At 68.4% G+C, this 26,349-nt stretch carries 39 protein-coding genes and 3 tRNA genes; 33 read left to right on the forward strand and 9 right to left on the reverse strand.

All coding sequences use genetic code 11. The features are described 5' to 3' along the window. Window positions 1–15 precede the first annotated feature (15 nt). From AB4112_RS07830 to AB4112_RS07840, 3 genes are read right to left on the reverse strand one after another with little or no spacing between them, the layout of a single operon-like run. Complete coding sequence (locus tag AB4112_RS07830; protein WP_441718380.1) at window positions 16–864, reverse strand: ABC transporter permease; 849 nt, start codon at window positions 862–864, stop codon at window positions 16–18. Continuing rightward, entirely contained in the window at window positions 857–1,744 is an 888-nt protein-coding gene (locus AB4112_RS07835) for an ABC transporter ATP-binding protein (RefSeq protein ID WP_309791336.1), read from the reverse strand. The genes AB4112_RS07830 and AB4112_RS07835 overlap by 8 nt, the downstream gene beginning before the upstream one ends. A gap of 1 nt (window position 1,745) precedes the next feature. Continuing rightward, window positions 1,746–2,753, reverse strand: coding sequence for an ABC transporter substrate-binding protein (locus AB4112_RS07840; RefSeq protein ID WP_309791338.1), 1,008 nt, complete (start codon window positions 2,751–2,753; stop codon window positions 1,746–1,748). Between the two features lie 471 nt (window positions 2,754–3,224). Between AB4112_RS07840 and AB4112_RS07845 the strand changes: the two genes are divergently transcribed. Continuing rightward, complete coding sequence (locus AB4112_RS07845) at window positions 3,225–3,533, forward strand: hypothetical protein (RefSeq protein WP_309791340.1); 309 nt, start codon at window positions 3,225–3,227, stop codon at window positions 3,531–3,533. Window positions 3,534–3,630: 97 nt separating this feature from the next. Next, window positions 3,631–3,706, forward strand: a tRNA-Ile gene (locus tag AB4112_RS07850). A 94-nt stretch (window positions 3,707–3,800) separates the two neighbouring features. Here the strand turns inward: AB4112_RS07850 and rlmB are convergent. After that, window positions 3,801–4,700: a 23S rRNA (guanosine(2251)-2'-O)-methyltransferase RlmB gene (gene rlmB / locus AB4112_RS07855; RefSeq protein WP_441718385.1), complete on the reverse strand. Its 900-nt coding sequence runs from the start codon at window positions 4,698–4,700 to the stop codon at window positions 3,801–3,803. Window positions 4,701–4,828: 128 nt separating this feature from the next. Here rlmB and AB4112_RS07860 point away from each other — a divergent pair. The 26 genes from AB4112_RS07860 (at window position 4,829) to AB4112_RS07985 (ending at window position 18,075) form a co-directional block, all read left to right on the forward strand. Further along, window positions 4,829–4,914: transfer RNA gene (locus AB4112_RS07860), tRNA-Tyr, on the forward strand. Between the two features lie 54 nt (window positions 4,915–4,968). Continuing rightward, window positions 4,969–5,042, forward strand: a tRNA-Gly gene (locus AB4112_RS07865). 46 nt (window positions 5,043–5,088) lie between these two features. Then, window positions 5,089–6,279 carry an elongation factor Tu gene (tuf, locus tag AB4112_RS07870; protein ID WP_441718388.1) on the forward strand — a complete coding sequence of 397 codons (1,191 nt, stop codon included), beginning with the start codon at window positions 5,089–5,091 and terminating at the stop codon, window positions 6,277–6,279. Window positions 6,280–6,618: 339 nt separating this feature from the next. Continuing rightward, on the forward strand, window positions 6,619–6,927 hold the full coding sequence (gene rpsJ / locus AB4112_RS07875; RefSeq protein ID WP_026873858.1) for a 30S ribosomal protein S10: 309 nt from the start codon (window positions 6,619–6,621) through the stop codon (window positions 6,925–6,927). 10 nt (window positions 6,928–6,937) lie between these two features. Continuing rightward, window positions 6,938–7,696 (forward strand): 50S ribosomal protein L3, encoded by a 759-nt coding sequence (gene rplC / locus AB4112_RS07880; protein WP_309792230.1) that lies wholly within the window; start codon window positions 6,938–6,940, stop codon window positions 7,694–7,696. Between the two features lie 3 nt (window positions 7,697–7,699). After that, the gene (gene rplD, locus AB4112_RS07885; RefSeq protein WP_309791379.1) at window positions 7,700–8,320 is read left to right on the forward strand and encodes a 50S ribosomal protein L4; all 621 of its coding nucleotides are present in this window, start codon (window positions 7,700–7,702) and stop codon (window positions 8,318–8,320) included. Further along, window positions 8,317–8,643 (forward strand): 50S ribosomal protein L23, encoded by a 327-nt coding sequence (locus AB4112_RS07890; RefSeq protein WP_309791380.1) that lies wholly within the window; start codon window positions 8,317–8,319, stop codon window positions 8,641–8,643. Before rplD ends, AB4112_RS07890 begins: the two co-directional genes overlap by 4 nt. Window positions 8,644–8,647: 4 nt before the next feature. Next, window positions 8,648–9,472, forward strand: coding sequence for a 50S ribosomal protein L2 (gene rplB / locus AB4112_RS07895; protein WP_309791381.1), 825 nt, complete (start codon window positions 8,648–8,650; stop codon window positions 9,470–9,472). Between the two features lie 12 nt (window positions 9,473–9,484). Next, window positions 9,485–9,763, forward strand: coding sequence for a 30S ribosomal protein S19 (gene rpsS, locus AB4112_RS07900; protein WP_309791383.1), 279 nt, complete (start codon window positions 9,485–9,487; stop codon window positions 9,761–9,763). Between the two features lie 3 nt (window positions 9,764–9,766). Continuing rightward, window positions 9,767–10,147 (forward strand): 50S ribosomal protein L22, encoded by a 381-nt coding sequence (gene rplV / locus AB4112_RS07905; protein WP_309791384.1) that lies wholly within the window; start codon window positions 9,767–9,769, stop codon window positions 10,145–10,147. Further along, entirely contained in the window at window positions 10,147–10,884 is a 738-nt protein-coding gene (gene rpsC, locus AB4112_RS07910; protein ID WP_309791385.1) for a 30S ribosomal protein S3, read from the forward strand. The genes rplV and rpsC overlap by 1 nt, the downstream gene beginning before the upstream one ends. A gap of 5 nt (window positions 10,885–10,889) precedes the next feature. Continuing rightward, a complete protein-coding gene (rplP, locus tag AB4112_RS07915; protein ID WP_034837008.1) occupies window positions 10,890–11,309 on the forward strand; it encodes a 50S ribosomal protein L16 in 420 nt (139 codons plus the stop codon). Window positions 11,310–11,311: 2 nt separating this feature from the next. Next, window positions 11,312–11,518, forward strand: a complete 207-nt coding sequence (rpmC, locus tag AB4112_RS07920) for a 50S ribosomal protein L29 (RefSeq protein ID WP_309791387.1) — start codon at window positions 11,312–11,314, stop codon at window positions 11,516–11,518. A 14-nt stretch (window positions 11,519–11,532) separates the two neighbouring features. Beyond that, the gene (rpsQ, locus tag AB4112_RS07925; RefSeq protein WP_309791389.1) at window positions 11,533–11,814 is read left to right on the forward strand and encodes a 30S ribosomal protein S17; all 282 of its coding nucleotides are present in this window, start codon (window positions 11,533–11,535) and stop codon (window positions 11,812–11,814) included. A gap of 2 nt (window positions 11,815–11,816) precedes the next feature. Then, window positions 11,817–12,185 carry a 50S ribosomal protein L14 gene (gene rplN / locus AB4112_RS07930; RefSeq protein ID WP_026873847.1) on the forward strand — a complete coding sequence of 123 codons (369 nt, stop codon included), beginning with the start codon at window positions 11,817–11,819 and terminating at the stop codon, window positions 12,183–12,185. Next, window positions 12,182–12,502, forward strand: a complete 321-nt coding sequence (gene rplX / locus AB4112_RS07935) for a 50S ribosomal protein L24 (protein ID WP_309791390.1) — start codon at window positions 12,182–12,184, stop codon at window positions 12,500–12,502. Before rplN ends, rplX begins: the two co-directional genes overlap by 4 nt. Window positions 12,503–12,510: 8 nt before the next feature. After that, on the forward strand, window positions 12,511–13,050 hold the full coding sequence (gene rplE / locus AB4112_RS07940) for a 50S ribosomal protein L5 (RefSeq protein ID WP_309791392.1): 540 nt from the start codon (window positions 12,511–12,513) through the stop codon (window positions 13,048–13,050). A gap of 17 nt (window positions 13,051–13,067) precedes the next feature. After that, a complete protein-coding gene (gene rpsN, locus AB4112_RS07945; protein WP_309791394.1) occupies window positions 13,068–13,373 on the forward strand; it encodes a 30S ribosomal protein S14 in 306 nt (101 codons plus the stop codon). 12 nt (window positions 13,374–13,385) lie between these two features. Then, complete coding sequence (gene rpsH, locus AB4112_RS07950; protein WP_309791396.1) at window positions 13,386–13,784, forward strand: 30S ribosomal protein S8; 399 nt, start codon at window positions 13,386–13,388, stop codon at window positions 13,782–13,784. Between the two features lie 11 nt (window positions 13,785–13,795). Next, a complete protein-coding gene (rplF, locus tag AB4112_RS07955; protein ID WP_309791398.1) occupies window positions 13,796–14,329 on the forward strand; it encodes a 50S ribosomal protein L6 in 534 nt (177 codons plus the stop codon). Window positions 14,330–14,340: 11 nt separating this feature from the next. Then, entirely contained in the window at window positions 14,341–14,706 is a 366-nt protein-coding gene (gene rplR / locus AB4112_RS07960) for a 50S ribosomal protein L18 (RefSeq protein ID WP_309791400.1), read from the forward strand. Window positions 14,707–14,717: 11 nt separating this feature from the next. Further along, window positions 14,718–15,326 carry a 30S ribosomal protein S5 gene (gene rpsE, locus AB4112_RS07965; RefSeq protein ID WP_309791402.1) on the forward strand — a complete coding sequence of 203 codons (609 nt, stop codon included), beginning with the start codon at window positions 14,718–14,720 and terminating at the stop codon, window positions 15,324–15,326. After that, a complete protein-coding gene (gene rpmD / locus AB4112_RS07970; RefSeq protein WP_309791404.1) occupies window positions 15,319–15,513 on the forward strand; it encodes a 50S ribosomal protein L30 in 195 nt (64 codons plus the stop codon). Before rpsE ends, rpmD begins: the two co-directional genes overlap by 8 nt. Before the next feature lie 25 nt (window positions 15,514–15,538). Further along, window positions 15,539–16,048 carry a 50S ribosomal protein L15 gene (gene rplO, locus AB4112_RS07975; protein WP_441718399.1) on the forward strand — a complete coding sequence of 170 codons (510 nt, stop codon included), beginning with the start codon at window positions 15,539–15,541 and terminating at the stop codon, window positions 16,046–16,048. Window positions 16,049–16,135: 87 nt separating this feature from the next. Further along, window positions 16,136–17,491: a preprotein translocase subunit SecY gene (gene secY / locus AB4112_RS07980; RefSeq protein WP_309791407.1), complete on the forward strand. Its 1,356-nt coding sequence runs from the start codon at window positions 16,136–16,138 to the stop codon at window positions 17,489–17,491. Beyond that, window positions 17,488–18,075 (forward strand): adenylate kinase, encoded by a 588-nt coding sequence (locus AB4112_RS07985; RefSeq protein WP_309791408.1) that lies wholly within the window; start codon window positions 17,488–17,490, stop codon window positions 18,073–18,075. Before secY ends, AB4112_RS07985 begins: the two co-directional genes overlap by 4 nt. Before the next feature lie 47 nt (window positions 18,076–18,122). Here the strand turns inward: AB4112_RS07985 and AB4112_RS07990 are convergent, their stop codons facing one another. Then, window positions 18,123–19,004 carry a LysR substrate-binding domain-containing protein gene (locus tag AB4112_RS07990; protein WP_309791410.1) on the reverse strand — a complete coding sequence of 294 codons (882 nt, stop codon included), beginning with the start codon at window positions 19,002–19,004 and terminating at the stop codon, window positions 18,123–18,125. Between the two features lie 106 nt (window positions 19,005–19,110). Between AB4112_RS07990 and AB4112_RS07995 the strand changes: the two genes are divergently transcribed. From AB4112_RS07995 to AB4112_RS08005, 3 genes are all read left to right on the forward strand, one after another. Further along, window positions 19,111–19,518, forward strand: a complete 408-nt coding sequence (locus AB4112_RS07995; RefSeq protein WP_309791412.1) for a RidA family protein — start codon at window positions 19,111–19,113, stop codon at window positions 19,516–19,518. Between the two features lie 11 nt (window positions 19,519–19,529). After that, the gene (locus AB4112_RS08000; RefSeq protein ID WP_309791414.1) at window positions 19,530–19,703 is read left to right on the forward strand and encodes a hypothetical protein; all 174 of its coding nucleotides are present in this window, start codon (window positions 19,530–19,532) and stop codon (window positions 19,701–19,703) included. A 250-nt stretch (window positions 19,704–19,953) separates the two neighbouring features. After that, the gene (locus AB4112_RS08005) at window positions 19,954–20,328 is read left to right on the forward strand and encodes a VOC family protein (protein ID WP_441718405.1); all 375 of its coding nucleotides are present in this window, start codon (window positions 19,954–19,956) and stop codon (window positions 20,326–20,328) included. A 13-nt stretch (window positions 20,329–20,341) separates the two neighbouring features. Here the strand turns inward: AB4112_RS08005 and AB4112_RS08010 are convergent, their stop codons facing one another. Then, window positions 20,342–21,358 carry a zinc-dependent alcohol dehydrogenase family protein gene (locus tag AB4112_RS08010; protein WP_441718408.1) on the reverse strand — a complete coding sequence of 339 codons (1,017 nt, stop codon included), beginning with the start codon at window positions 21,356–21,358 and terminating at the stop codon, window positions 20,342–20,344. 135 nt (window positions 21,359–21,493) lie between these two features. Here AB4112_RS08010 and AB4112_RS08015 point away from each other — a divergent pair, with 135 nt between their 5' ends. Beyond that, complete coding sequence (locus AB4112_RS08015; protein ID WP_441718411.1) at window positions 21,494–21,847, forward strand: winged helix-turn-helix transcriptional regulator; 354 nt, start codon at window positions 21,494–21,496, stop codon at window positions 21,845–21,847. Between the two features lie 31 nt (window positions 21,848–21,878). Here AB4112_RS08015 and phbB read toward each other — a convergent pair whose 3' ends face one another. Then, complete coding sequence (gene phbB / locus AB4112_RS08020; protein ID WP_309791419.1) at window positions 21,879–22,601, reverse strand: acetoacetyl-CoA reductase; 723 nt, start codon at window positions 22,599–22,601, stop codon at window positions 21,879–21,881. 127 nt (window positions 22,602–22,728) lie between these two features. After that, window positions 22,729–23,901, reverse strand: coding sequence for an acetyl-CoA C-acetyltransferase (locus AB4112_RS08025; RefSeq protein WP_309791420.1), 1,173 nt, complete (start codon window positions 23,899–23,901; stop codon window positions 22,729–22,731). 129 nt (window positions 23,902–24,030) lie between these two features. On the opposite strand from AB4112_RS08025, the gene AB4112_RS08030 reads away from it, so the two are divergent. After that, entirely contained in the window at window positions 24,031–24,885 is an 855-nt protein-coding gene (locus AB4112_RS08030) for a 2-keto-4-pentenoate hydratase (RefSeq protein ID WP_441718415.1), read from the forward strand. Here the strand turns inward: AB4112_RS08030 and AB4112_RS08035 are convergent. Further along, window positions 24,773–26,131 carry a dienelactone hydrolase family protein gene (locus tag AB4112_RS08035; RefSeq protein ID WP_441718418.1) on the reverse strand — a complete coding sequence of 453 codons (1,359 nt, stop codon included), beginning with the start codon at window positions 26,129–26,131 and terminating at the stop codon, window positions 24,773–24,775. The genes AB4112_RS08030 and AB4112_RS08035 overlap by 113 nt on opposite strands. Window positions 26,132–26,349 lie beyond the last annotated feature (218 nt).

Consider the following 26,349-nt stretch of genomic DNA (forward strand, 5'->3'; position numbering starts at 1 on the left):
CCGTTTGGGGGCGGCTCAAGCCTGCTGGGTGCCCCAGCGCTCGACCGTGAGCCGGGACAGGGTCCGGAACAAGAGGCTTTCGACCAGCAGGCCGATCAGGATGATGGTCAGGAGGCCGGCGAAGACGTTGGCCGTCTCCAGCTGGTTGCGGTTGACATAGATGAACCAGCCGAGCCCGCCGGAGCGTGAGGACACGCCGAACACCAGCTCGGCCGCGATCAGGGTGCGCCAGGCGAAGGCCCAGCCGATCTTCAGCCCGGCCAGGATCGCCGGGAAGGCGGCCGGCACCAGGATGCGGGCGACGTAGCGGAAGCCGGTCAGCCCCAGATTCTGCCCGACCATGGCGAGAGGCCGCGGCACGGCGCGGAAGCCCGAATGGGCGGCCAGGGCTAGCGGCCACAGCACCGAATGCACGATGACGAACAGCAGGCTGGGGGTGCCGAGGCCGAACCACAGCAGCGCGATCGGCAGCAGCGCGATCGCCGGCAGCGGGTTGAACATCGCGGTCAGCGTCGACAGCAGCTCGGCGCCCAGGCGGCTGGCCGTGGCCAGCCCGGCCAGGATCGCCGCCGCGATGATGCCGATGCCGTAGCCCACCACCAGCACCTGCAGCGACGCCAGGGTGCGCAGCGGCAGCTCGCCATTGGCGATGCCCTGGCCGAAGGCGGCCACGGTGGTCAGGAAGCTGGGCAGCAGCAGCGGGCTGCCGACGATGCGGGCGGTGATCTCCCAGATCGCGGCCAGCGCGACCAGGATCAGCAGCCGGCGCCAGGCCCCGGACCCGATCAGGCGGGAGGAATGGTTCTCGCCCCCGGCCGGGCGCACCGGCGACCCGGCCTGCAGCAGGCCCTGATAGTCAACCATCGGTCGCCTCCGCCGCGGGGCGACCATCGGTCGCCTCCGCCTCGGGGCGACCATGGGTCGCCTCCGTCCCCGGGTCGCCGATCTGGTCCGCGATCAGCCCCCCGATCCGGGCCTCCAGCGCGGCAAAGGCCGGGTCGCCCCGGTCCGGGCCGCGGCCACACGGCAGGTCGATCACGGCGCGGACCCGGCCGGGATGGGCGGTCATCACCACGATCCGGCTGCCGATCACGATGGCTTCGTCGATGGCATGGGTGACGAAGACGGTGGTGACCCCGGTCTCCTCGCACAGCGCCAGCAGCTCCTCCTGCATGCGCCGCCGGGTCATGGCGTCCAGCGCGGCGAAGGGTTCGTCCATCAGCAGCACCGCGGGCCGCAGCACCAAAGCCCGGGCGATGGCGGCGCGCTGCTTCATGCCGCCGGACAGGGTGTGGGGATACTGGTCGGCGACGCGGGCCAGCCCGACCCGGCGCAGCATGTCGTCGGCCACCGCCTCGGCCTCGGCCCGCCGGGTGCCGCGCGCCCAGGCCAGGGCGGAGATCAGGTTCCGCCGCACCGTCTGCCACGGCAGCAGCTGGTCGAAATCCTGCAGCACCATCATCCGATCCGGCCCTGGCCGAGACACCGGCCGACCGTCCAGCAGCACCCGGCCGGCGCTGGGCGGCAGGAAGCCGCCGATGCTGCGCAGCAGGCTCGACTTGCCGCAGCCGGACGGGCCCAGCAGCACCAGCCGCTCGCCGCGGCGGATGTCCAGGGTCACCCCCTCGACCGCCGTCACCCGGCGGCCGTCAGCGACATAGGCCAGGGAGACGCCGTCGAGCGTCAGGGCCGGCGTGTCGGCTGTCGTGGCGTCGGAGACCGGGGCGAGGGCCGGGGATGCCATCTCAGCTCCCCGGACGGTCGTAGAGCGGCGGGAAGAACAGGTCGCGCCAATCCGTCGTGGTGGTCGCGATCTGGCCGATGCGGTGCTGGAACTCGACGAACTTCAGCACGTTCTCCGGCGCCACCGTGTAGCGGGTGTCGGGGGCGGTGATCAGGCCTTCGACGAAGGATTCCGGCAGCTTCGACGATTCGGCGGCGATGTACAGCTTCGCCGCCTCGGCCGGATGGGCGGCAATGAACTGGTCGGCGCGGTCCAGCGCGGTGACGATCGCCGCCACCGTCTTCGGGTTGTCGGCGTAGAAGGCGCCGGTCGCGTAGATCACGTTGAAGGTGTGCGGGCCGCCCAGCACGTCGTAGCTGCTCAGCACCCGGTGCACCTTCGGATCCTGCAACTGCTGGTTCTGGAACGGCGGGGCGCCGAAATTGGCGGTGACCTCGGACCCGCCGGACAGCAGCGCCGCGGTCGCGTCCGGATGCGCCATGCTGACGGTCAGGTCGTCCAGCTTGGTCGCCTGGTCCTGGCCGAAGGCCTGGGCCGCCGCCATCTGCAGCACCACCGCCTGGAACCCGACCTTCACCGCCGGCAGCGCGATGCGGTCCTTGTCGGTGAAGTCCGCCAGCGTCTTCACGTCGGGGTTGGTGGTGGTCAGGTAGATCGGCATCGACCCCAGCGCCGCGATGCCCCTGACGTCGATCGAGCCGCGGGTCTTGGCCCACAGCGTGATCGCCGGCGGCGCCCCGGCCGCGGCGACGTCCAGGCTGCCCGACAGCAGCGCCTCGTTCATCGCGGCGCCGCCGCTGACCTGGATCCAGTCGATGTCCGGCGCCGGCAGCCCGGCCTCGGTGGCCGCCGCCTCGATCAGCTTCTGCTCCTTGGCCACGATCATCGGCAGGTAGGAGATGCCGAATTGCTGCGCGATCCGCAGCGTCGCGGTCTCGGCCTGGGCCGGTGTGGCCAGGGCGAGCATCGCCGCCGCTGCGAGGAAGGATCCGAGGATGGGGGCGCGCATACGGGCGGTCTCTGGCTGGCTTCGATAAGGACAAACATTTGGAGAAGACGGGGAAATATCAATCCAATTAATTTGTGTTATATATTGTATAACAGAATACGAGTGTTATTTTTGACGTTTCGTCAGCGACTGGGCTGGCCGGCGAGGATCTCATTGCGATCGACCTTGCCGCCGGCAGTGTCGTCTGGGGTGGTGTCGTGATCGGACTCGGCGGCTTCGGCCGGCCGACCTGATCCGGCAATCCCGGACTCCGAATAGCGGCGGTAAATCCGACAATAGAATCGTAAAACCAGCTTGCCGACGACACCGGGCTTCTTCGCCGGCAGGACTGGACCTCCAGTCCATGCCCAAATATCTCTTGAGACCAAGCGGGGCGAGGCGCATCTTTATTTATGCGGGGCCGAGAAATCGGCGATTCGGCTTCATGCGCCGCCCCGCCCGACGGCGCTCCATGGATCGGAAGGAGATCCGATGGACATCGTTTCCCTGATTATCCAGCTCGTGGCAGGAGCGGTCGGCGGCAATGTTGCCGGCGCCGCGGTCAAGCAGTACAGCCTCGGCACGATCGGCAACTCGATCGCCGGCATCGTCGGCGGCGGCATCGGCGGTCAGATCCTGGCGGCGCTCGTCCCCAGCCTCGCTGGCGCGGCTGCCGGCGGCGGCCTCGACATCGGCGCCATCATCGGTCAGATCGTCGGTGGTGGCGTCGGCGGCGGCGTCCTCATGGTCATCGTCGGCATCATCAAGCAGATGCTCGCCGGCGGCCAGAAGGCCCAGTAACCGGATCGCGACGCCCGGCCGGCCCACGGCCGGGCGCCGCACCCGGAGAAGCAACGCCTTCCCCGCACCGGCGCCGCTTGCTAGAAGGGCGCCGGACGGGCCTGTAGTTCAGCGGTTAGAACCCGCCGCTCATAACGGTGTTGTCGCAGGTTCGAATCCTGCCGGGCCCACCACGCTTCGCCCTTACGGGCTACGCGTGGCGCAGCCACGTGGAGACTGCTCAGTGCGAAGCAGTGTCCGGCGTCGCTGTAACGAAGCGACAACGCGTCAGCGTCCCCGCGCCGTCTCATACAGCGCGATGGCGGCGGCGTTGGAGACGTTCAGGCTGCCGACCGCGCCTTGCGTCGGCAGCCTGGCCAGCACGTCGCAGGTCTCGCGCGTCAGGTGGCGCAGCCCGTCGCCCTCCGCGCCCAGCACCAGCGCCACCCGGTCGCCCTGCATCGCCGCGGCCAGGGTGGTTTCGCCCTCCTCGGCCAGGCCGATTCGGTGGAAGCCCAGTTCGCCGAGCGATTCGAGGGCGCGAGCCAGGTTCTTCACCCGGGTCAGCGGGACATGCTCGACCGCGCCCGACGCCGCCTTGGCCAGCACCCCAGTGACCTCGGGCGTGTTGCGGTCGGTGACGATCACCGCCAGCGCGCCGAAGGCAGCGGCGGAGCGCAGGATCGCGCCGATGTTGTGCGGGTCGGTCACCTGGTCCAGCACCACCACCACGCTGTGCTCACGCAGGTCCGCCTCGCGGCCGAGGTCGTCGATGTCGGGCGCGTCCAGCGGCTTGATCTCGAGCGCGATGCCCTGGTGCACCGCGCCCTTGAGGAAGCGGTCCATCAGCTCGCGGGTCACCATCTCCGGCGCCGGGCGGGCGATGCCGGCCTCGGCGGCCCGGGCCAGCACCGGCTCCAGAATCGCCAGCCCGGCCTCGGTGCATTGCACCCGGGTGATCTCGCGGTCCGGGTTCAGCACCGCGGCGGTGGCGGCATGGACGCCGTAGAGGTAGCGGTCGGGCTCGCGCGCCGGCGGGCGACCGTCGGGTGCGCGGCCGCCGGGGCCGCGCTGGTCCGGGCGCTGGCCCTGATGCGGGCTGGCCTGGGGCGGGGCGGCCTGGGACGGGTTGGCCTGAGGGTTGGACCGAGGGGCGTAGGGCGGGCGGTTTTGCGGCGTGCGGGTCATCGTCGTCCTGTGCGCCGTCGCCGGTCCCGGGTCAAGATTCCGATTTCCGCAACACGCATGCTTGACATCCTCGCCGGGATGTCGATATTCCGCCCCGCCATTCGCCGAGCCGTGCGGCGAAGCCCTGTGGAGGGGTGGCCGAGTGGTTAATGGCAGCAGACTGTAAATCTGCCCTCGTAAGAGTACGCTGGTTCAAATCCAGCCCCCTCCACCAAAGCCCTTTGGCTTCGAGTCACGGTCGAGGACATGGCGCGTCCCGGACACCCGGGCGGGTGTAGCTCAATGGTAGAGCAGCAGCCTTCCAAGCTGAATACGAGGGTTCGATTCCCTTCACCCGCTCCATCCGTGGATCCACAGGTCCCACCGCGAACATTAAGGTTTCCAGAGAATGGCGAAGGCGAAGTTTCAGCGGACGAAGCCGCACTGCAACATCGGCACGATTGGTCACGTTGACCACGGCAAGACGTCGCTGACGGCGGCGATCACGAAGGTGCTTGCGGAGAGCGGCGGGGCGACGTTCACGGCGTACGACCAGATCGACAAGGCGCCGGAAGAGAAGGCGCGCGGGATCACGATCTCGACGGCGCATGTGGAGTACGAGACGGCGAACCGTCACTACGCCCACGTCGATTGCCCGGGCCATGCCGACTACGTGAAGAACATGATCACCGGTGCAGCGCAGATGGACGGCGCGATCCTGGTGGTGTCGGCGGCCGACGGCCCGATGCCGCAGACCCGCGAGCACATCCTGCTGGCGCGGCAGGTGGGCGTTCCGGCGCTGGTGGTGTTCCTGAACAAGGTCGACATGGTCGACGATCCGGAGCTCCTGGAGCTGGTGGAGCTCGAGGTCCGTGAGCTGCTGAGCTCGTACGACTTCCCTGGCGACGACATTCCGATCGTCCCGGGCTCGGCGCTGGTGGCGCTGGAAGACGGCGACAAGAAGCTGGGCCACGACGCGATCCTGGAGCTGATGGCGAAGGTGGATGCGTACATCCCGCAGCCGGAGCGTCCGAAGGACCGTCCGTTCCTGATGCCGATCGAGGACGTGTTCTCGATCTCGGGTCGCGGCACGGTGGTGACGGGCCGTATCGAGCGCGGCATCGTGAAGGTCGGCGAGGAAGTGGAGATCGTCGGCCTGAAGGACACGCAGAAGACGATCTGCACGGGCGTCGAGATGTTCCGCAAGCTCTTGGACCAGGGYGAGGCCGGCGACAACGTGGGCGCGCTGCTGCGCGGCACGAAGCGCGAGGAGGTCGAGCGCGGCCAGGTTCTGGCGAAGCCGGGTTCGATCACGCCGCACACCGAGTTCAAGGCCGAGGCGTACATCCTGACGAAGGAAGAGGGCGGCCGTCACACGCCGTTCTTCACCAACTACCGKCCGCAGTTCTACTTCCGGACGACGGACGTGACCGGTGTGGTGGCGCTGCCGGAAGGCACCGAGATGGTGATGCCGGGCGACAACATCTCGATGACGGTGACGCTGATTGCGCCGATCGCCATGGATGAGGGCCTGCGCTTCGCCATCCGCGAAGGCGGCCGCACCGTCGGCGCCGGCGTCGTCGCCGGCATCATCAAGTAACGATGGTTTGAGAAACACGGCTCCGGGGGCTTCGGTCCCCGGGGTGGTGAGAGACTAGGACCGTACCTCCGTCCCCCGCCGCAAGGCGGCGCGGAAAGGGCGGCCCGGGATGAGAGGGGCTCAAGGCGAGAGCATTGAGCCCCGCGCATGGCGGGCCCGATCACGAAATCGTCACAACCGGCAATCCGGACGTGACATTCGCGGCGGGCTCGGCTATGTAACGCGCCTCACCCGAGCCCTCCAGCGGCCTGGGTGAGTTTTTTTTTGGACTGTTCGCGACGTGGGGGCCGGAATGACCCGGTCAGCCACCTCTCGGCAAGAACACTCGGATACAGAACGATGGACAGTCAGAACATCCGTATCCGCCTCAAGGCGTTCGATCATCGCGTGCTCGACCAGTCGACCAGCGAGATCGTCAACACCGCGAAGCGGACCGGGGCTCGGGTACGCGGGCCGATCCCGCTGCCGACGAACATCGAGCGCTACACCGTCAACCGCTCGCCGCATGTCGACAAGAAGTCGCGCGAGCAGTTCGAGATCCGCACCCACAAGCGTCTGCTCGACATCGTCGACCCGACGCCGCAGACGGTCGATGCTTTGATGAAGCTCGACCTTGCGGCCGGTGTCGATGTCGAGATCAAGCTCTGAGGCGGTGACGATGCGCTCTGGATTGATCGCCCAGAAACTGGGCATGACACGAATTTTCGATGCCGAGGGGCAGCACGTCCCGGTCACGGTCCTCAAGCTCGACGGCGTTCAGGTCGTCGCGGTGAAGACCGAGGAGACCGACGGCTACACCGCGGTGCAGCTCGGTGCCGGCAAGGCCAAGGTCAAGAACGTCTCCAAGGGCGTTCGCGGCCACTATGCCAAGGCCGAGGTCGAGCCGAAGAAGAAGCTGGTCGAGTTCCGCGTCAGCACCGATGCGCTGCTGACCGTCGGTGACGAGTTGACCGCCGAGCATTTCGTTGCCGGCCAGGTCGTCGACGTCACCGGCACTTCGATCGGCAAGGGCTTCGCCGGCGTCATGAAGCGTTGGAACTTCGGCGGCCTGCGTGCCACGCACGGCGTGTCGGTGTCCCACCGGTCGCATGGTTCGACCGGTCAGCGCCAGGACCCGGGCAAGGTCTTCAAGAACAAGAAGATGGCCGGCCATCTCGGTGCGGAGCGGGTGACGGTGCAGAACCTCACCGTCGTGACCACCGATGTCGAGCGCGGCCTGATCATGGTCAAGGGTGCGGTCCCGGGCGCCGAAGGCGGCTGGGTGCTGATCCGCGACGCAGTCAAGCGGCCGGCGCCGAAGAACGTCCCGTTCCCGGGTGCGGTTCGCAAGGGTGCCGCCGCGGCGGTCGAGACGCCTGTCGTCGAGGCTCCGGCTGCTGAAGCCCCGGGCGCCGACGCTGCCGGGCAGGAGGGCTAAGCGATGAAGATCGCCGTCAAGACGTTCGACAATGCGGCCGCCGGTGAGATCGAGCTCGATGACTCGGTCTTCGGTCTCGAGGTCCGCACCGATCTGCTCGCCCGCATGGTGAACTGGCAGCTGGCCAAGCGCCGCTCCGGCAACCACAAGACCAAGGGCATCAGCGAGATCAGCGGCACGACCAAGAAGCCCTACAAGCAGAAGGGCACGGGTCACGCCCGCCAGGGTTCGACGCGGTCGCCGCAGTTCCGCGGCGGCGCCCGGATTTTCGGGCCGGTCGTCCGCAGCCATGCGCATGACCTGCCGAAGAAGGTCCGCAAGCTGGCCCTGCGCCACGCGCTGTCCTCCAAGGTCGCCGATGGCAAGCTGGTGGTGGTCGACGCGGTCGTGGCCGACAGCCACAAGACCAAGGGCCTCGCCGTCAAGCTCGCCGCGCTGGGTCTCGACTCCGCGCTGATCCTGGCCGGTGAGCAGGTCGACACCAACTTCGCACTCGCCGTGCGGAACCTGCCGCTCATCGACGTGCTGCCCAGCCAGGGCGCCAACGTCTACGACATCCTGCGCCGCGACACGCTCGTGTTGTCGCGCCAGGCGGTCGAGCAGCTCGAGGCTCGCCTGAAATGATCCGCTCTCGCAAGAAGAAGGCCGAGGCCGCCGTCACCCCGCGGATGTACGACATCATCCGCGCGCCGGTGATCACCGAGAAGGCGACGCTCGCCGCCGGCCACAACCAGGTCGTGTTCAAGGTGCCGCTCGACGCCACCAAGCCTGAGATCCGCACTGCGGTCGAAGGCGTGTTCGGGGTCAAGGTCACCGCCGTGAACACCCTGATCGTCAAGGGCAAGACCAAGCGCTTCCGGGGCATCCCGGGCAAGCGTTCGGATGTGAAGAAGGCCGTCGTGACGCTCGCCGAAGGGCAGCAGATCGACGTGACCACGGGGGTTTGATCCGATGGCTTTGAAGACTTTCAATCCCATCACCCCAGGCCTCCGCCAGCTGGTCCAGGTGGACCGCTCGGGCCTGTGGAAGGGCAAGCCGGTCAAGGTTCTGACCGAAGGCCTGACCAAGAAGGGTGGCCGCAACAACACCGGCCGGATCACCGCCTTCCATCAGGGCGGCGGTCACAAGCGCACCTATCGCATCATCGACTTCAAGCGCCGCAAGCTTGGCGTCGTCGGCACGATCGAGCGCCTGGAATACGATCCGAACCGGACCGCGTTCATCGCCCTCGTCACCTATGAGGACGGCGAGCAGGCCTACATCCTGGCGCCGCAGCGCGTGGCCGCCGGCGACAAGGTCGTGTCGGGCGAAAAGGTCGACATCAAGCCGGGCAACGCGATGCCGCTGCGCAGCATGCCGGTCGGCACCATCGTCCACAATGTCGAGCTGAAGGCCGGCAAGGGCGGGCAGCTGGCGCGCTCCGCCGGCACCTACGCCCAGCTGGTCGGCCGCGACATGGGCTATGCCCAGCTGAAGCTGGCCTCGGGCGAGCTGCGTGTCGTGCGCGGCGAGTGCTTCGCCACGGTCGGCGCGGTCTCGAACCCGGACCAGTCGAACGTTTCGATCGGCAAGGCCGGCCGGAACCGCTGGCTCGGCAAGAAGCCGGTCACCCGCGGCGTCGCCATGAACCCGGTCGACCATCCGCACGGCGGCGGCGAAGGCCGCACTTCCGGTGGCCGCCACCCGGTCACCCCGTGGGGCAAGCCGACCAAGGGTCGCAAGACCCGCAGCAACAAGGCTACGGATAAGCTCATTATCCGTCGCCGCAAGAAGTAAGGGAGAGCGACGGTGGCACGCTCCGTTTGGAAGGGTCCGTTCATCGACGGCTATCTGCTCAAGAAGGCAGACAAGTCGCGCGGTTCGGGCCGGAACGAGATCATCAAGATTTGGTCGCGTCGCTCGACCATCCTGCCGCAGTTCGTCGGCCTGACGTTCGGTGTCTACAACGGCCAGAAGTTCCTGCCGGTGTTGGTCAACGAGAACATGGTCGGCCACAAGTTCGGCGAATTCTCGCCCACGCGGACCTACTACGGTCACGCGTCGGACAAGAAGTCGAAGAGGAAGTAAGCGATGGGCCAGGAGAAGAATCCCCCTCGCCTCGGTGAAAACGAGGCGCGCGCCTTCGCGAAGACGCTGCGCACCAGCCCGCGCAAGCTCAACCTCGTCGCCGAGACCATCCGCGGCAAGGACGCGGCGAAGGCTCTGGCCGAACTCACCTTCTCCCGCCGGCGCATCGCCGTCGACGTGAAGAAGGTGCTGCAGTCGGCCATCGCCAATGCCGAAAACAACCATCAGCTGGACGTCGACAAGCTCTACGTGGCCGAGGCCTATGTGGGGCGGCAGATCGTCATGAAGCGGTTCCATGCCCGTGCTCGCGGCCGTGCGTCCCGCATCGAAAAGCTCTGGTCGAACCTCACGGTCATCGTCCGCGAGCGGCGGGAGACGGCGTAATGGGTCAGAAAGTCAATCCGATCGGCCTCCGGGTCGGCATCAACCGGACCTGGGATTCGCGCTGGTTCGCGACCAAGGACTACGCCGGTCTTCTGCATGCCGATCTGAAGATCCGTGAGTTCCTCGAGAAGCGTCTGGCCCAGGCGGGCATCAGCCGCATCGTCATCGAGCGGCCGGCGAAGAAGGCGCGCGTCACGGTCTACACTGCCCGTCCGGGCGTTGTGATCGGGAAGAAGGGCGCCGACATCGAGAAGCTCCGTCAGGAGCTGGCGAAGATGGCGGGCAGCGAGGTCAGCCTGAACATCGTCGAAATCCGCAAGCCGGAGATCGACGCCAAGCTGGTCGCCGAGAACATCGCCAACCAGCTCGAGCGCCGCGTGGCGTTCCGCCGGGCGATGAAGCGCGCGGTCCAGAACGCGATGCGCCTGGGGGCCCAGGGCATCCGGATCAATTGCGGTGGCCGTCTCGGCGGCGCGGAAATCGCGCGCACCGAGTGGTACCGCGAGGGCCGCGTTCCCCTGCACACGCTGCGCGCCGATGTCGACTACGGCACGGCGACGGCCAAGACCACCTACGGCACCTGCGGCGTGAAGGTCTGGGTCTTCAAGGGCGAGATCCTCGCCCATGACCCGATGGCCCAGGACAAGCGGGCGGCCGAAGCGGCCACCGGCCCGTCCTCGGCTCGGCCTGAGCGTGGTGACCGCCGCGACGATCGTCGCGGCCGCCGGGAGGGCTGAGGATCATGCTGAGTCCCAAGCGCACCAAGTATCGCAAGCAGCACAAGGGCCGGATCCACGGCGTTGCGAAGGGCGGCACCACGCTGAACTTCGGCGCCTACGGCCTGAAGGCTCAGGAGCCGGCGCGTCTGACGGCGCGGCAGATCGAGGCGGCCCGCCGCGCGATCACCCGCCACATCAAGCGCCAGGGCCGCGTCTGGATCCGGATTTTCCCGGATGTGCCGGTGTCGTCGAAGCCGGCCGAAGTCCGCATGGGCTCCGGCAAGGGTTCGCCGGAGTTCTGGGCGGCCAAGGTCAAGCCCGGCCGCGTCATGTTCGAGCTCGACGGCGTTCCCGGCGACCTGGCGAAGGAAGCCTTCGCCCTGGCTGCCGCCAAGCTGCCGATCGCCTGCAAGTTCATCGCCCGTCTCGGTGAGGAGGTCTGACCATGGATATCGAAGACGTCCGCGCCAAGACGCCGGACCAGCTGAAGGACGATCTGCTCGCGCTGAAGAAGGAGCAGTTCAACCTGCGCTTCCAGGCCGCGTCGGGCCAGCTCGAGAACACGGCGCGGGTCCGCGTCGTCCGTCGCGACATCGCGCGCATCAAGACCGTCATGGGCCAACGCGGCAAGGATGCCGCGTTGGCCAAGTAAGAGGATTGTGAGCCATGCCGCGGCGCGTGCTCAACGGGACGGTTGTGTCCGACAAGACTGACAAGACCGTCACGGTCCTAGTCGAACGCAACCTGATGCACCCGGTCTACAAGAAGTTCATCAAGCGGACCAAGCGCTACCTCGCCCATGACGAGGCCAACGCTTGCAAGGTCGGCGACCGTGTCTCGATCATCGAGACCCGGCCGATCAGCAAGCGGAAGACCTGGCTCGTCCTGTCCGAGGCCGAGGCCAGTGCCATCGGCACTTCGCCCGCGCCCGCTGTTTCGGGAGCGTAAATATGATTCAGATGCAGACGAACCTTGACGTCGCCGACAATTCAGGCGCCCGTCGGGTGATGTGCATCAAGGTGCTGGGCGGTTCCCACCGCCGGACCGCCACTGTCGGCGACGTCATCGTCGTGTCGATCAAGGAGGCGATTCCGCGGGGCCGCGTGAAGAAGGGTGACGTGCATCGCGCCGTCATCGTTCGGACCGCCAAGGAACTGCGCCGCCCGGATGGCTCGACGATCAAGTTCGACCGCAACGCGGCCGTGCTGATCAACAAGCAGGGCGAGCCGGTCGGCACCCGTATCTTCGGGCCCGTGACGCGCGAGCTGCGGGCCAAGAAGTTCATGAAGATCATCTCGCTCGCCCCCGAGGTGCTGTGATGGCTGCGAAGATCAAGAAAGGCGACCAGGTCGTCGTCCTCGCCGGCCGTGACAAGGGCAAGAAGGGCGAGGTCATCGAAGTCCGTCCGGCCGACGATCGTGTCGTCGTCCGCGGCGTGAACATCGTGAAGCGCCACACCCGCCAGACTGCGAAGACGCAGGGCGGGATCGTGGAGCAGGAAGCGGCGCTGCACGTCTCGAACGTGGCGCATGTCGACCCCACGAGCGGCAAGCCGACCCGTGTCGGCTTCAAGACGCTCGACGACGGCCGCAAGGTCCGGGTCGCCAAGGCTTCCGGCGAAGTGATTGATCGGTGAGGATGGCCATGGCTCGTCTCAAATCCCATTACGACAAGGTCATCCGGCCGAAGCTGAAGCAGGACTTCGCCTATGCGAACGACCTGCAGGTGCCGCGGCTCGAGAAGATCATCATCAACATGGGCGTCGGTGACGCCGTCGCTGACAGCAAGAAGATCCAGGCGGCCGTCGCCGAGCTGACGCTGATCGCCGGACAGAAGCCGGTGGTCACCAAGGCCCGGAAGTCGATCGCGGTCTACAAGCTGCGCGAAGGTATGTCGATCGGCACCAAGGTGACGCTGCGCAGCGATCGGATGTACGAATTCCTCGATCGTCTGGTGAACATCGCCCTGCCGCGGGTCCGCGATTTCCGCGGCCTGTCGGTGAAGTCCTTCGACGGCCGGGGCAACTACGCCCTGGGCATCAAAGAGCAGATCGTGTTCCCCGAAGTCGACTACGACCAGGTCGAAACGGTGCGGGGAATGGACATCGTTATCGTGACGAGCGCGAAGACCGACGATGAGGCGCGTGCGCTTCTCAAGGCCTTCGATTTCCCGTTCGTCAGCTGAACGAGCAAGGATAGATCATGGCCAAGAAGAGCTCGGTCGAGAAGAACAAGCGTCGCGAGAAGCTGGCGAAGGCTTTCGCGGGGCGTCGTGAGCGCCTGAAGGCGATCGCGAACAACGACACCCTGACGATGGAAGACCGTTTCAACGCCCGCCTCAAGCTGGCGGAGCTGCCGCGGAACTCATCGCCTGTCCGCATCCACAACCGGTGCGAACTGACTGGTCGCCCCAAGGCATTCTATCGGCGCTTCAAGTTGAGCCGGATCGCACTGCGTGAGCTGGCCTCGCGCGGGTTGATCCCCGGCATGACGAAGTCGAGCTGGTAAGGAGGACGGATTATGTCGCTTAGTGATCCGTTGGGCGATCTGCTCACCCGTATCCGCAATGGCCAGCGCTCGGGCAAGGCCGTGATCGAAACGCCGGCCTCGAAGCTGCGCGAGAGCGTGCTCGACGTGCTGAAGCGCGAGGGCTACATCCGCGGCTACGAGACCCATGTGGTCAGCCCCGGCATCTCGGCCACCAAGGTCGAGCTGAAATACGCCGAAGGCCAGCCGGTGATCCGCGTCATCGACCGCGTGTCGAAGCCGGGCCGCCGTGTCTATTCGGGCATCAAGGACCTGCCGAAGGTGTACAACGGGCTGGGCATCTCCATCCTGTCGACCCCGCGCGGCGTGATGTCGGATGTCGAGGCCCGCGCCGCCAATGTCGGCGGCGAGATCCTCGCCCGCGTGTTCTGAGGAGACCGGCGATGTCACGTATCGGCAAACACGCGGTCAAGGTCCCGGCCGGGGTCGACGCCTCGGTCTCGGGCCAGGACGTTTCGGTCAAGGGCAAGCTCGGTCAGCTCAAGCTTGCGGTCAACGGCGAGATCAAGGTCTCGCTCGAGGACGGCACCATCAAGGTTGAGCCGAAGAGCCAGTCGCGCCTCGCCCAGACCATGTGGGCGACCAGCCGCACCCTGATCAACAACATGGTGGTCGGGGTCAGCACTGGCTTCACCACCAACCTCGAGATCAACGGCGTCGGTTACCGCGCCGCGGTCCAGGGCAAGGAGCTGGTGCTGACGCTCGGCTTCAGCCACGAGGTGCGTTATCCGATCCCCGAGGGGATCACGATCAAGTGCGAGAAGCCGACCTCGATCGCGATCTCCGGCTTCGACAAGCAGCGTGTCGGTCAGGTTGCCGCGGAAATCCGCGGGTACAAGAAGCCCGAGCCCTTCAAGGGCAAGGGCATCAAGTACGACACCGAGACCGTTCTGCGCAAAGAAGGCAAGAAGAAGTAAGGACGGCCGGGATGACCACCAAGACCAACGAGCTGCGCGAGCGCCGCAAAGGGCGTCTCCGCCACAAGCTGAGCACGGCCCGGTACGGCCGCCTGCGCCTGTCCGTGTTCCGCTCGTCCAAGCAGATCTACGCCCAGGTGATCGACGACCAGGCCGGCAAGACCCTTGCCGCCGCCTCGTCGATCGAGAAGGACCTGCGCGGGTCGCTGAAGACCGGCGCCACCATCGAGGCCGCAGCCGCGGTCGGCAAGCTCCTCGCGGAGCGGGCCAAGGCGGCCGGGGTCGACAAGGTCGTGTTCGATCGTGGGCACTACCTGTATCACGGCCGGGTCAAGGCCCTAGCCGATGCCGCCCGTGAGGGCGGCCTGGACTTCTAAGGAGGACGCGCATGGCACGCGAAAGCAGAGACTCGCGCGGTCCTAGGGATCGCGGCGACAAGCGCCCGAGCGATCGGGAAGCCGGTGATGAGCTGATCGAGAAGCTGGTCTCGATCAACCGCGTCGCGAAGGTGGTCAAGGGTGGCCGGCGCTTCGGCTTCGCCGCCCTGGTGGTGACCGGCGACGGCCGCGGCCGGGTCGGCTACGGCTCGGGCAAGGCCCGCGAGGTTCCGGAAGCCATCCGCAAGGCGACCGAGCAGGCGAAGCGCAGCATGATCCGCGTTCCGTTGCGCGAAGGCCGGACGCTGCATCACGACATCATGGGTCACTTCGGCGCCGGCAAGGTCCAGCTCCGCAGCGCCGCCCAGGGCACCGGCATCATCGCCGGCGGTCCGATGCGCGCCATCTTCGAGGCGCTCGGCGTCCAGGACGTCGTCGCCAAGTCGATCGGCACGTCGAACCCGCACAACATGATCAAGGCGACCTTCGAGGCGCTGCGGATCATCGAGGGCCCGCGGGCCGTCGCTGCCCGCCGCGGCAAGCGCGTCGCCGACATCATCGGCGCCACCACCAACAAGCGTGATGGCGGCGTCGAAGTGGTGGAGGCTGCAAATGGCTGAGGCCAAGGCAACCGTGATCGTCACCCAGATCGGCAGCCCGATCGGTCGTCGCAACGACCAGCGCCAGACGCTGGTCGGCCTCGGCCTGAACAAGCTGCATCGCACCCGTGAGCTGGAGGACACGCCTTCGGTCCGCGGGATGATCGCGAAGGTGAAGCATCTTGTGCGGGTCGAGCAGGCGGGCTGAACCCCGCCGCTCACGAGGAGCGAACATGACGAATCTCAACGATCTTCGCGACAATGCCGGCGCTCGCAAGAAGCGCATGCGCATCGGTCGCGGCATCGGCTCCGGCAAGGGCAAGACCGGCGGCCGTGGTGTGAAGGGGCAGAAGAGCCGGACCGGCGTGGCCATCAAGGGCTTCGAAGGCGGCCAGATGCCGATCTACATGCGTCTGCCGAAGCGGGGCTTCAACAACAAGAAGTTCACCGCGAACTATGCCATCGTCAATCTCGGCCGCCTGCAGAAGGCGATCGAGGCGGGGCGGATCGACGCAGCCAAGCCGCTCGACGCCGAGGCGCTGATCGCCGGCGGGCTGATCGCCAAGGTCCTGGACGGGGTCCGTCTGCTGGCCAAGGGCGAGCTGTCTGCCAAGGTTACGCTGCACATCCACAGCGCCTCCCCGGCTGCCGTGGCGGCGGTGGAGAAGGCTGGCGGGTCGGTCGTGCAGACCAACCCTGCTCCGGTCGAGGCCACCCCCGTTGAAGCCGGGGCGTCGTCCTAGGCTTAACACCGGCGTTCGTCGCGGGTAAAACAGGGGCGGGGACCGCGCACGATCGCAGTCCCCGCCTTTTCTCTTTCGAGGCCGTGCATGGCATCTGCTGCAGAACAGCTCGCTGCGAACCTGAATTTCGGCGCCTTCGCCAAGGCGACGGAACTTCGCAAGCGCATCTGGTTCACGCTTGGCGCGCTGATCATCTACCGGATCGGCACCTATGTTCCGATTCCGGGGATCGACCCCCGCGTGCTGGGGGAAATCTTCGCCCAGCAGGGCGGCGGCCTCCTCGGCATCCTGAATATGTTTGCCGGCGGCGCGCTCGGTCGTATGACGATCTTTGCGCTGAACATCATGCCGTACATCTCGGCCTCCATCATCATCCAGCTGCTCACGGCGGTGTCGCCGTCGCTCGAGACGCTGAAGAAGGAAGGCGAGGCCGGGCGCAAGAAGATCAATCAGTACACCCGCTACTTCACGGTGGTGCTGGCCACGGCGCAGGCCTATGCGCTGGCGGTCGGGCTGGAGAGCGTGCATGGCACGATCGGTCCGGCGGTGGTCGATCCCGGCTGGTACTTCCGCTTCTCGACGGTGGTGACCATCGTCGGCGGCACCATGTTCCTGATGTGGCTGGGTGAGCAGATCACCTCGCGCGGCGTCGGCAACGGCATCTCGCTGATCATCTTCACCGGCATCGTCGCCTCGCTGCCGCACGCCCTGATCCAGATGCTGGAACTCGGCCGCACCGGCGCGATCTCGCCCTTCGTCATCCTGATGCTGCTGGTGCTGTGCGTCGCGGTGATCTTCTTCATCGTCTACATGGAGCGGGCGCAGCGAAGGCTTCTGGTGCAATACCCCAAGCGCCAGGTCGGCAACCGGATGTTCGGCGGCGAAAGTTCGCACCTGCCGCTCAAGCTCAACACCTCGGGCGTCATTCCGCCGATCTTCGCGTCCTCGCTGCTGCTGCTGCCGGCGACGCTGATCGGCTTCGCCGGGGCCGGCAGCGCCGAAGGCGCCGGCGGCTGGATCGCCTGGATCGCCGGCCAGCTGGCGCATGGCCAGCCGCTGTTCATGGGCCTCTACGCCGCCCTGATCATCTTCTTCTGCTTCTTCTACACCGCGATCGTCTTCAATCCGGAGGAGACGGCCGACAACCTGAAGAAGTATGGCGGCTTCATCCCCGGCATCCGCCCGGGCAAGTCGACCGCCGACTACATCGACTACGTCCTGACCCGGATCTCGGTGATCGGTGCCGGCTATCTGACGATCGTCTGCCTGCTGCCCGAGTTCCTGACGTCGAGCTACTCGATCCCGTTCTACTTCGGCGGGACCAGCCTGCTGATCGTCGTCACCGTGACCATGGACACGGTGGCCCAGGTGCATTCGCATCTCCTGGCCCATCAGTATGAAGGGCTGATCAAGAAGTCGAAGTTGCGGGGGAGTCGCCGATGAACCTGATCCTGTTGGGCCCGCCCGGTGCGGGCAAGGGAACTCAGGCGAAACGGCTGGAGGAGCGCTACGGGCTGAAGCAGCTCTCGACCGGCGACATGCTGCGGGCGGCGATCGCCGCCCGCACGCCGCTCGGCCAGCAGGTGCAGGAGATTCTGGACCGGGGCGACCTGGTCACCGACGCGGTCATGCTCGACATGATCGCCGAGCGGATCGCCCAGCCGGATTGCGACCGTGGCTTCATCCTCGACGGCTTCCCGCGCACCGTGCCGCAGGCCGAGGGGCTGGACGAGATGCTGGCCCGCCACGGCAAGTCGCTGGCCGTGGTGATCGAGATGCGGGTCGACGAGGCGGCGCTGTTCACCCGCATCGCCAACCGCGCAGCGCTGTCGACCGAGAAGCGCGCCGACGACACCGAGGAGACGCTGCGCAAGCGCCTCGGCATCTATCGCGAGCAGACCGCGCCGATCATCCCGTACTATCGGGACAAGGGGCTGCTGAAGGTGGTGGACGGCATGGCCGAGATGGATGCGGTGACGCACCAGATCGAAACCATCCTCGGCTTCCAGCCGGCATCGGCGACCTGACCGGCTCAGCCGGACGGGGTTGGGGGCGGCCCTCGGGCCGCCTTTTTTTATGGCCGGGCCGCGGCCAGGATCCAGTCGCGGAAGGCCCGGATCTTGGGCCGGTGGCGCTGGTCCGCGGCATGGACCAGCCAATAGCCCTTGCCGCGGTCGACCACGACCGGGAAGGGCGCGACCAGCCGGCCGGCGGCGAGGTCCTCGGTGAAGAAGTCCGGCGTCACCAGGGCCGCCCCCATCCCGGTCGCCGCCGCCTGTGCGGACGCCACTTGGCTGTCGAAGCGCGGCGCCGGTTTCCGCATCGATTCGGGCGCCCGCACCCCGACGGCATCGAACCAGGCATCCCAGCTCATGGTCATGCCGATCAGCGGTAGCGACAGCACATCCGCCGGCCTGCGCAGCCCGGCCGCCAGCCGGGGGGCCACGACGCAGGCCAGCCGGACCTCCAGCAGCCTGTGCGCGGCCAGGGCCGGGGGAAAGCCGCCCGGGCCGCTGCGGATCTCGACATCGGCGGTCAGCCGGTCGTCGGTCCGGTCGCCGAGTTCGGTGCTGGTGGCCAGCTTGATCGCGATGTCCGGATGGGCCGCCTGGAAGGCACCGAGCCGCGGCGCCAGCCAATGGGTGGCGAAGGTCGGCACCGAGGCCACGGCGAGGGCATGGGCGGCAGCGCCGGTCTCGCCCCCGACCGCGGCGCGCAGCCGGCCGAAGGCGTCGACCACCTCCACCGCCAGCCGCTCTCCGGCCTCGGTGAGGGCCAGGCTGCGACCGCGCCGGATGAACAGCGGCGTGCCCAGCCGCTGCTCCAGCCGATTGATGTGATAGCTGACGGCGGCCTGGGTCAGCCCCAGCTCGGCCGCGGCACGGGTGAAGCTGCCATGCCGGGCCGCGGCTTCGAAGGCGTTCAGGGCGGGCAGCGGCAGCGCGTCGTTCGGCATGCCCCAGTATAAGCGTCGCTTATCGATGGTGGCGAGGTCCTGCGTGGTTCGGCGGGGACGCCCGGCGCATCGTCCGGCCGATCCCACCGCCGTGAAAGGCCCGCCGATGCCCGCCGAATCCTTGAGCTTCCTCAACCCCGGCACCATGCCGCCGCCGAACGGCTATTCCCAGCTGGTCGTGGTGCCGCCGGGCGCCCGGCTGGCCTATGTCTCGGGCCAGGTCGGCCTGCGTCCGGACGGCACCCTGGCCGGTCCGGATTTCGCCAGTCAGGCGACCCAGGCCTTCGAGAACGTCCGGGCCGCACTGGCCGCGGCCGGCAGCGGCTTCGAGCATGTCATCCGGCTGGGCATGTTCGTCACCGACTTCGCCGCGCAGGGGCCGACGCTGCGGCAGGTGCGCGACCGCTACGTCAATCGTGCGGCGCCGCCGGCCAGCACGACGCTGCAGATCGACCGCTTCTTCCGCGACGGGCTGCTGTTCGAGCTCGACATCGTCGCCATCGTGCCGGCGTGAGGGCGGGCCCGATGTCGATCGCCCTGCCTGCCCGGATGCTGCAACTCCTGCGCCGCCTGGCCGGGGACGTCCCGCGCCCGACCCGGCGGCCGCCGCACGACCGGCTGCGGCCGGACGACCTCTCGGCCCACCTGCGCATCGATATCGGCGTCGAACCGAAGCGCCGCGTCGACAGAGAGATTTGACGCCCGTTTTGGTCGGCCGTATCGTGCCGCCGTCGAAAAAGGCAGGACCGGTTGTTGGTAGGCCCGGTCCCTTCCGTCCCGCGGTGTGAGCAGGGGGGCGGAAGTCTGTTCCGTGCCCCGCCTGACCGGTGGGGCGCGAGGACCCGCGACGAGGATCCCGGCAGCGCTGCCGGGGGCTCGGGCGGGTGTGTCGGAACGCCGTGGTTGGCGATCGCGATCTTCCCGGGCCGCAACCCCGAAGGAGATCGCCATGCGCCTCAACCATCTCGACCTCGCCGTGCCGGACGTCGCTCTGGCCCGGGACTTCTTCACCAGCCATTTCGGCCTGCACCATCGCGAGACCCTGGGCCGTGACGGGCTGGCGATCCTGGCCGACGACGGCGGCCTCGTCCTGGTGCTCAGCCGCTGGCGCAAGCAGGGCGCGGCAGCCTATCCCGACGGCTTCCACATCGGCTTCCTGGTCGAGACCAGGGAGGAGGTCGATGCCCAGTATGAGCATCTGGCCGCGGCCGGGGTCGAGGTCCAGCCGCCCTCGGCGATGCGTGGCGGCTGGATGTTCTACCTCACCGGCCCGGGCGGGGTGCTGATCGAGGTCAGCTGGCGGCCGGCCCCGGCCCGGGACTGAAGGCCCCTCAGCGTCAGCCGATGGCGATCACGATCTTGCCGACATGGCCGGCGGCCTCCAGGTGGCGATAGGCGTCCTTCGCCTGCTCGAACGGAAACACCCGGTCGATCACCGGCCGGATGCCGGCTAGCGCGATGTGCCGGTTCATCGCCTCGAACATCTGGCGGGAGCCGACATAGAGGCCGCGCAGCGTGACCGAGCGGCCGATCAGCGGCGTCGGCTCGAACGGGGTGCCGGCGGTCAGCACCCCGATCAGGGACACGCTGCCGCCGATCCTGGTGGCGGCGATCGACCGCGGCACCGTGCCGGCGCCGCCGACCTCGACCACATGGTCGACGCCGCGGCCGCCGGTCAGGCGCAGCACCTCCCGCTCCCAGTCGGGATGGCTGCGGTAGTTGATCAGTTCGGCGGCACCCAGCGCCTTCGCCTGTTCCAGCTTGGCGTCGCTGGAGGAGGTGGCGATCACCCGGGCGCCGGCGGCGCGGGCGAATTGCAGCGCCAGGATCGAGACCCCGCCGGTGCCCAGCACCAGCACCGTCTCGCCCGGCTGCAGCGGCTGCGCGCCATGGTACAGCGCGTTCCAGGCGGTGACCCCGGCGCAGGGCAGGGCGGCCCCCTCCTCGAATGACAGCCCCTCGGGCAGGTGCACCAGCCCGTCCTGGTCGAAGACGCGGTGTTCGGCCAGGACGCCATGCGCCGCGCCGCCCAGGGCGCTGGCGGGGTCGGCCGGGTCGATGCCGCCGCCGATCCAGCTCTGCATGAAGATGCCGGCGACACGGTCGCCGACCTTGACTCGGGTGACCTCGGGGCCGACCGCCACCACCTCGCCGGCGCCGTCCGACAGCGGCACCAGGTCCGGCAGCGCGTCGCCGCGGCCGTAGCGGCCGGTCGCCACCATCAGGTCGCGGTAGTTCAGCGACGCCGCGCGCAGCCGGACCAGGGCCTGGCCGCGGCCGGGCACAGGAGTCTCGGCCTCGGCGAGGGTCAGGTTGTCGATGCTGCCGATGCGGGGAAAGCGATAGAGGCGCATGGCTCCAGGTCTCCGAATATCGTGGCTTGCCGCCGGGCTGACGGCCTGGGCGTCATGTTGCGGCTTGCAGGCCTTCACGCAAGAAGGCAACATTTCTTGCCATAGGATACTCTTTTGCACCCATGGGAGAGAGCGATGTCGCCACGAGATCAGGCCCGGCGATCCTATGGCTGCGCGGTCGAAGTCACGCTCGCCGTCATGGGCGGCAAGTGGAAACCGGTGATCCTCTACCAGCTGCTGAACGGGCCGCGGCGCTTCGGTGAGCTGCGGAAGCACTTCGTTGGTGTGTCGCAGCGGTCGCTGACGCTGCAGCTACGCGAACTTGAGGCCGACGGCATCGTGCACCGTCAGGTCTTCGCCGAGGTGCCGCCGCGGGTGGAGTACTCCCTGACCGAGTACGGCCGCACCCTGGCCCCGGTGCTCGACGCCATGAGGGCCTGGGGCCAGAGCTTCCGGGAGCGGGTGGAGGGAATCGCGCGGGCAGCCTAGGGGCCGGCCGGAGGCTGCCGGCCCCGCCGGCTCAGTACATGTGCTGGCCGCCGTTGATCGACAGGGTCGACCCGGTGATGAAGCCGCCCTCGTCATCGACCAGGAACAGCACGCCGCGGGCGATCTCCGACGCCTTGCCCAGCCGGCCGACCGGCACCCGGGCGACGATCTTCTCCAGCACATTCGGCGGCACGGCGCGGACCATGTCGGTGTCGATGTAGCCCGGCGCGATGGCATTGACGGTGATGCCCTTGCCGGCGCCTTCCTGGGCCAGGGCCTTGGTGAAGCCGTGGATGCCCGACTTGGCGGCGGCGTAGTTCACCTGGCCGTACTGCCCGGCCTGGCCGTTGATCGAGCCGATGTTGACGATCCGGCCGAAGCTGCGCGCCCGCATGCCGTCGATGACGCAGCGGCACATGTTGAAGCAGGAGCCGAGATTGGTGTCGATCACCGCATCCCAGGCGTTGCGGTCCATCTTGTGGATGGTGCCGTCGCGGGTGATGCCGGCGTTGTTGACCAGGATTTCGACCGGGCCGAGCTCGGCCTCGATCTTGGCGATCGCCGTCTCGCACTGGCCGAAATCGGCGACGTCGAACTTGTAGACGGCGATGCCGTGCCGCTCCGAGAAGCTGCGGGCCGCCTCGTCGTTGCCGGCATAGGTCGCGGCGACCTTATAGCCCTTTTCCTTCAGGGCGAGCGAGATCGCCTCGCCGATACCTCTCGTCCCGCCGGTCACAACCGCTACACGTGCCATGTGACGTCCTCCCAGGGTTGGATTGATGGGCCGCCGGCCGCGACGAGGATTCGGCGGGCGGCCCGGGAAATCGGCGGAATGCCGCTTCGGCCGGTCTGCGCCGGCCTCAGCGTTCCACGCAAAGCCCTCAGCGTTCGACGCAGAGTGCGATGCCCATGCCGCCGCCGATGCACAGGGTGGCGAGGCCCTTCTTGGCGTCCCGCCGGCCCATCTCGTAGAGCAGGGTGGTCAGGATCCGGGCGCCGGACGCGCCGATCGGGTGGCCGATGGCGATGGCGCCGCCATTGACGTTCACCTTGGCCGGGTCCCAGCCCATGTCCTTGTTCACGGCGCAGGCCTGGGCGGCGAAGGCCTCGTTGGCCTCGATCAGGTCCAGCTGCCCGGCCGACCAGCCGGCCTTCTTCAGCGCGGCGCGGCTGGCCGGGATCGGGCCCGAGCCCATCACCGCGGGGTCGACGCCGGCCGTGGCCCAGGAGGCGATGCGGGCCAGCGGGGTGATGCCGCGGCGCTGCGCCTCCTCCTCGGTCATCAGGATCAGCGCGGCGGCGCCGTCATTGAGGCCGGAGGCGTTGCCGGCGGTGACCGTGCCTTCCTTGTCGAAGGCCGGGCGCAGCTTGGCCAGCACCTCGATGGTGGTGTCGGGCTTCAGGTACTCGTCGGCATCGATCACCACATCGCCCTTGCGGCCCTTGACCGTGAACGGCGTGATCTCGTCCTTGAAGCGGCCCTCGCGCTGCGCCGCACCGGCCTTCTGCTGCGACGCCAGGGCGAAGCGGTCCTGGTCCTCACGGCTGATCTGCCACTGCCGGGCCACGTTCTCCGCGGTGTTGCCCATGTGGTAGCCGTTGAAGGCGTCCCACAGCCCGTCGCGGATCATGGTGTCGACCATCTTGGCGTCGCCCATCTTGGTGCCGGCGCGCAGATGCAGCGCATGCGGCGCCAGCGACATGCTCTCCTGTCCGCCGGCGACCACGATGCTGGCATCGCCCAGGGCGATCGCCTGGCTGCCCAGCGCCACGGTGCGCAGGCCGGAGCCGCAGACCTGGTTGATGCCGTAGGCGGTGGCTTCCTTGCGGATGCCGGCGCCGATCGCCGCCTGGCGCGCCGCGTTCTGGCCGACCGCGGCGGTCAGCACCTGGCCCAGCACCACCTCGTCGACCTCGGCGGCGTCGACCTTGGCCCGGCCCAGCGCCGCGGTGATCGCGGCGATGCCCAGCTCATGCGCCGGGATGGCGGCGAAAGCGCCGGCGAAGGCCCCGACCGGCGTGCGCGCGGCTGCGGCGATGACGACGTTGGCCATGAAGGCGTTTCCTCTGCTGTTCGGCGCGGTCGGCCGCACCGGTGGAAATTGCGTTAGGATGACGATAGCCACGGCGCTTCCGCCAGCGCAACCGCCACGGAAGCGCCCAACCGAAAGGGAGCGGGATCGATGCGCAAGGCGATGCAGTGGGCGTTGGCGCTGGCCGCGCTGATGGGAACGATGCCAGCGGTGGCGGCCGAGGATTGCGCCGCGACCGCGGCGCGGCTGGCCGATGCCTGGCGGGCCAAGGCGCCGGTGACCGGCCTGTCCGGCATCGACGCCGCCACCGCCGCCTGCGTCCAGAAGACGCTGGTGCAGGACCTGGCCGCCGATGCCGGACAACCGGTCGGCTACAAGGTCGGCCTGACCAGCCAGGCGATGCAGGAGCGGCTGGGCGTCGGCCATCCCGTCTCCGGCGTGCTGCTGGGCGGCATGCTGCGCGAGCCGATCACGCCGATCCCGGCCGATTTCGCCGCCCGCCCGATGGTCGAGGCCGACCTGGTCGCGGTGATCGGCGACGACGGGGTGAACCAGGCGAAGACGCCGGAAGAGGTGCTGGCCCATCTCGCGGCGCTGCAGCCCTTCATCGAGCTGTCCGACCTGGTGCTGGCGCCAACCGAGAAGCCGACGGCCGAGGCGATCACCGCGATCAATGTCGGCGCCCGGCTCGGCGTGCTCGGTCCGGCGATCCCAATCGAGCCAAGTCTGGCCGATCGGCTGGCGACGATGAAGGTCTCGTTGACCGACGAGACCGGCAAGGTGCTGACCGAGGCGCCGGGCTCCGCCGTCCTCGGCAATCCGCTGAACGCGGTGATCTGGCTGGCGCAGGATCTGGCGGCCCGGGGCGAAGCGCTGCAGCCGGGCCAGCGGGTCAGCCTGGGGTCTTTCGGCGCGCCGACGGGGCCGACGCGCGGCGGGGTGGTGACTCTGCGCTACGACGGGCTGCTGCTCGCGCCCGTGACGCTGGTCGTGAGGTTCGAATAGCGGCGGCCAGCCAGCCCGCCAGCGGTCGCCAGACCTGGGTCTCGGCGGTGCCGCCCACCACCATGCCGATATGGCCCAGCGGCGGCTCGATCCGCTCGGCGCCGGGCATCGTCTCGGCCAGGGCCCTGGCGCTGGCCGGCGGCACGATGCGGTCGCGGGCCGGGATCAGGTGCAGGCTGGGCATGCGGATCGCCTCCGGCCGCACCGGGTCGCCGTCGACCCGCCACAGGCCGCGGCCCGGCATGTTCTCGCCGTACCAGCCGGCCAGGCATTCCAGCGCCACCGGGCCCGGCAGCGGGATGCCGTCGTTCAGCCAATCCTCCAGCGCGACGAAGCGCGCCGCCTCCGGCGAGGCCGGGTCCAGCCGGCCGAAGGCGCTGAACTTGCGCAGCGCGGTCAGCGGGTCGAGGGTGGCGAACAGCGCCTGGATGCCGTCGACCGGCAGCACGCCGAGCGAGGCGACGATCGGCAGACTGGCCGCTGCCGCCATCCGGCCGATTTCGGCTTGGTGCGGCGCGCCGGCATGGAAGTCCCACGGGGCAGCGAGGAAGGCGGTCCCGGCGATGTCGGCACCCCGCCGCGCCGCCAGCGCCGCCGCCAGCGTGCCGCCCATGCAGTAGCCGAGCAACCCGACCGGCCCTGGGGCCACGGCCCGCACCGCGTCCAGCGCCGGCTCCAGCCGCCGGGTGACGATATCGCTCAGGGTGAAGTCGCGCTCCTCGCCCTGCGGCACATCCCATTCCAGCAGCAGCGGCCTCAGGCCCTGCGCCGCCAGGAAGCGCAGCAGGCTGCGCTCCGCGGTGAGGTCCAGCACATAGGCGCGGTTGACCAGGGACGGCACCACCAGCAGCGGCAGGCCGCCGGCTGGGCCGTAATCGCGCAGCCGGGCCGACCCGGCCTGCCACAGCACGGGCGGATCCGGCAGGTCGCGGCTGTAGGCGTGGTGGGTGTAGCGCTCCAGCCCGGTCAGGAAGGCGGCGGCGCGGCGCGTCGCCTCCGCCGTCAGGGTCGCGACGGCGGCGTCAGGTGCCAGGCTTGCGAGGCGTTCGGCGGCGCGGCGCAGCGGCTCCGGCCAGGGCGGATTCGAGCTGGGCGACACGCTGTTCCAGAGCGGCAAGGCGGCGATCCCGCTCGTCCAGCTCAGGGCGGCCGCGCCCAGGTGCAGCGGCAGCGGCCGGGGGCCTAGCCTTGTCATCGCCGCCGGCTCCGGCCGCGCCGCCCAGCCCTGCCAGCCAGCGCGATGCATGGGCCGGGTCGAACAGGGCGGCCCAGCCTCGCAGCGTCTCGGGATCGGTCAGGGTTGCGGTCCAATGCTCTTGCCAGAGATCGAGGAAACGGCGGGCGAGGGCCTCGGGGCTGTCGCCGTCGCCATGGGGTGAATTTGGGGGGGCTGGATTCGGGGGAGGCGGTTTCGGCGCGGTCATGGCGGGCGATCATAACCACTGCAGGCATCCCTGCCTATGC

It is taken from the genome of Inquilinus sp. 2KB_23, assembly GCF_052115705.1.
Classification (GTDB): domain Bacteria; phylum Pseudomonadota; class Alphaproteobacteria; order DSM-16000; family Inquilinaceae; genus Inquilinus; species Inquilinus ginsengisoli_A.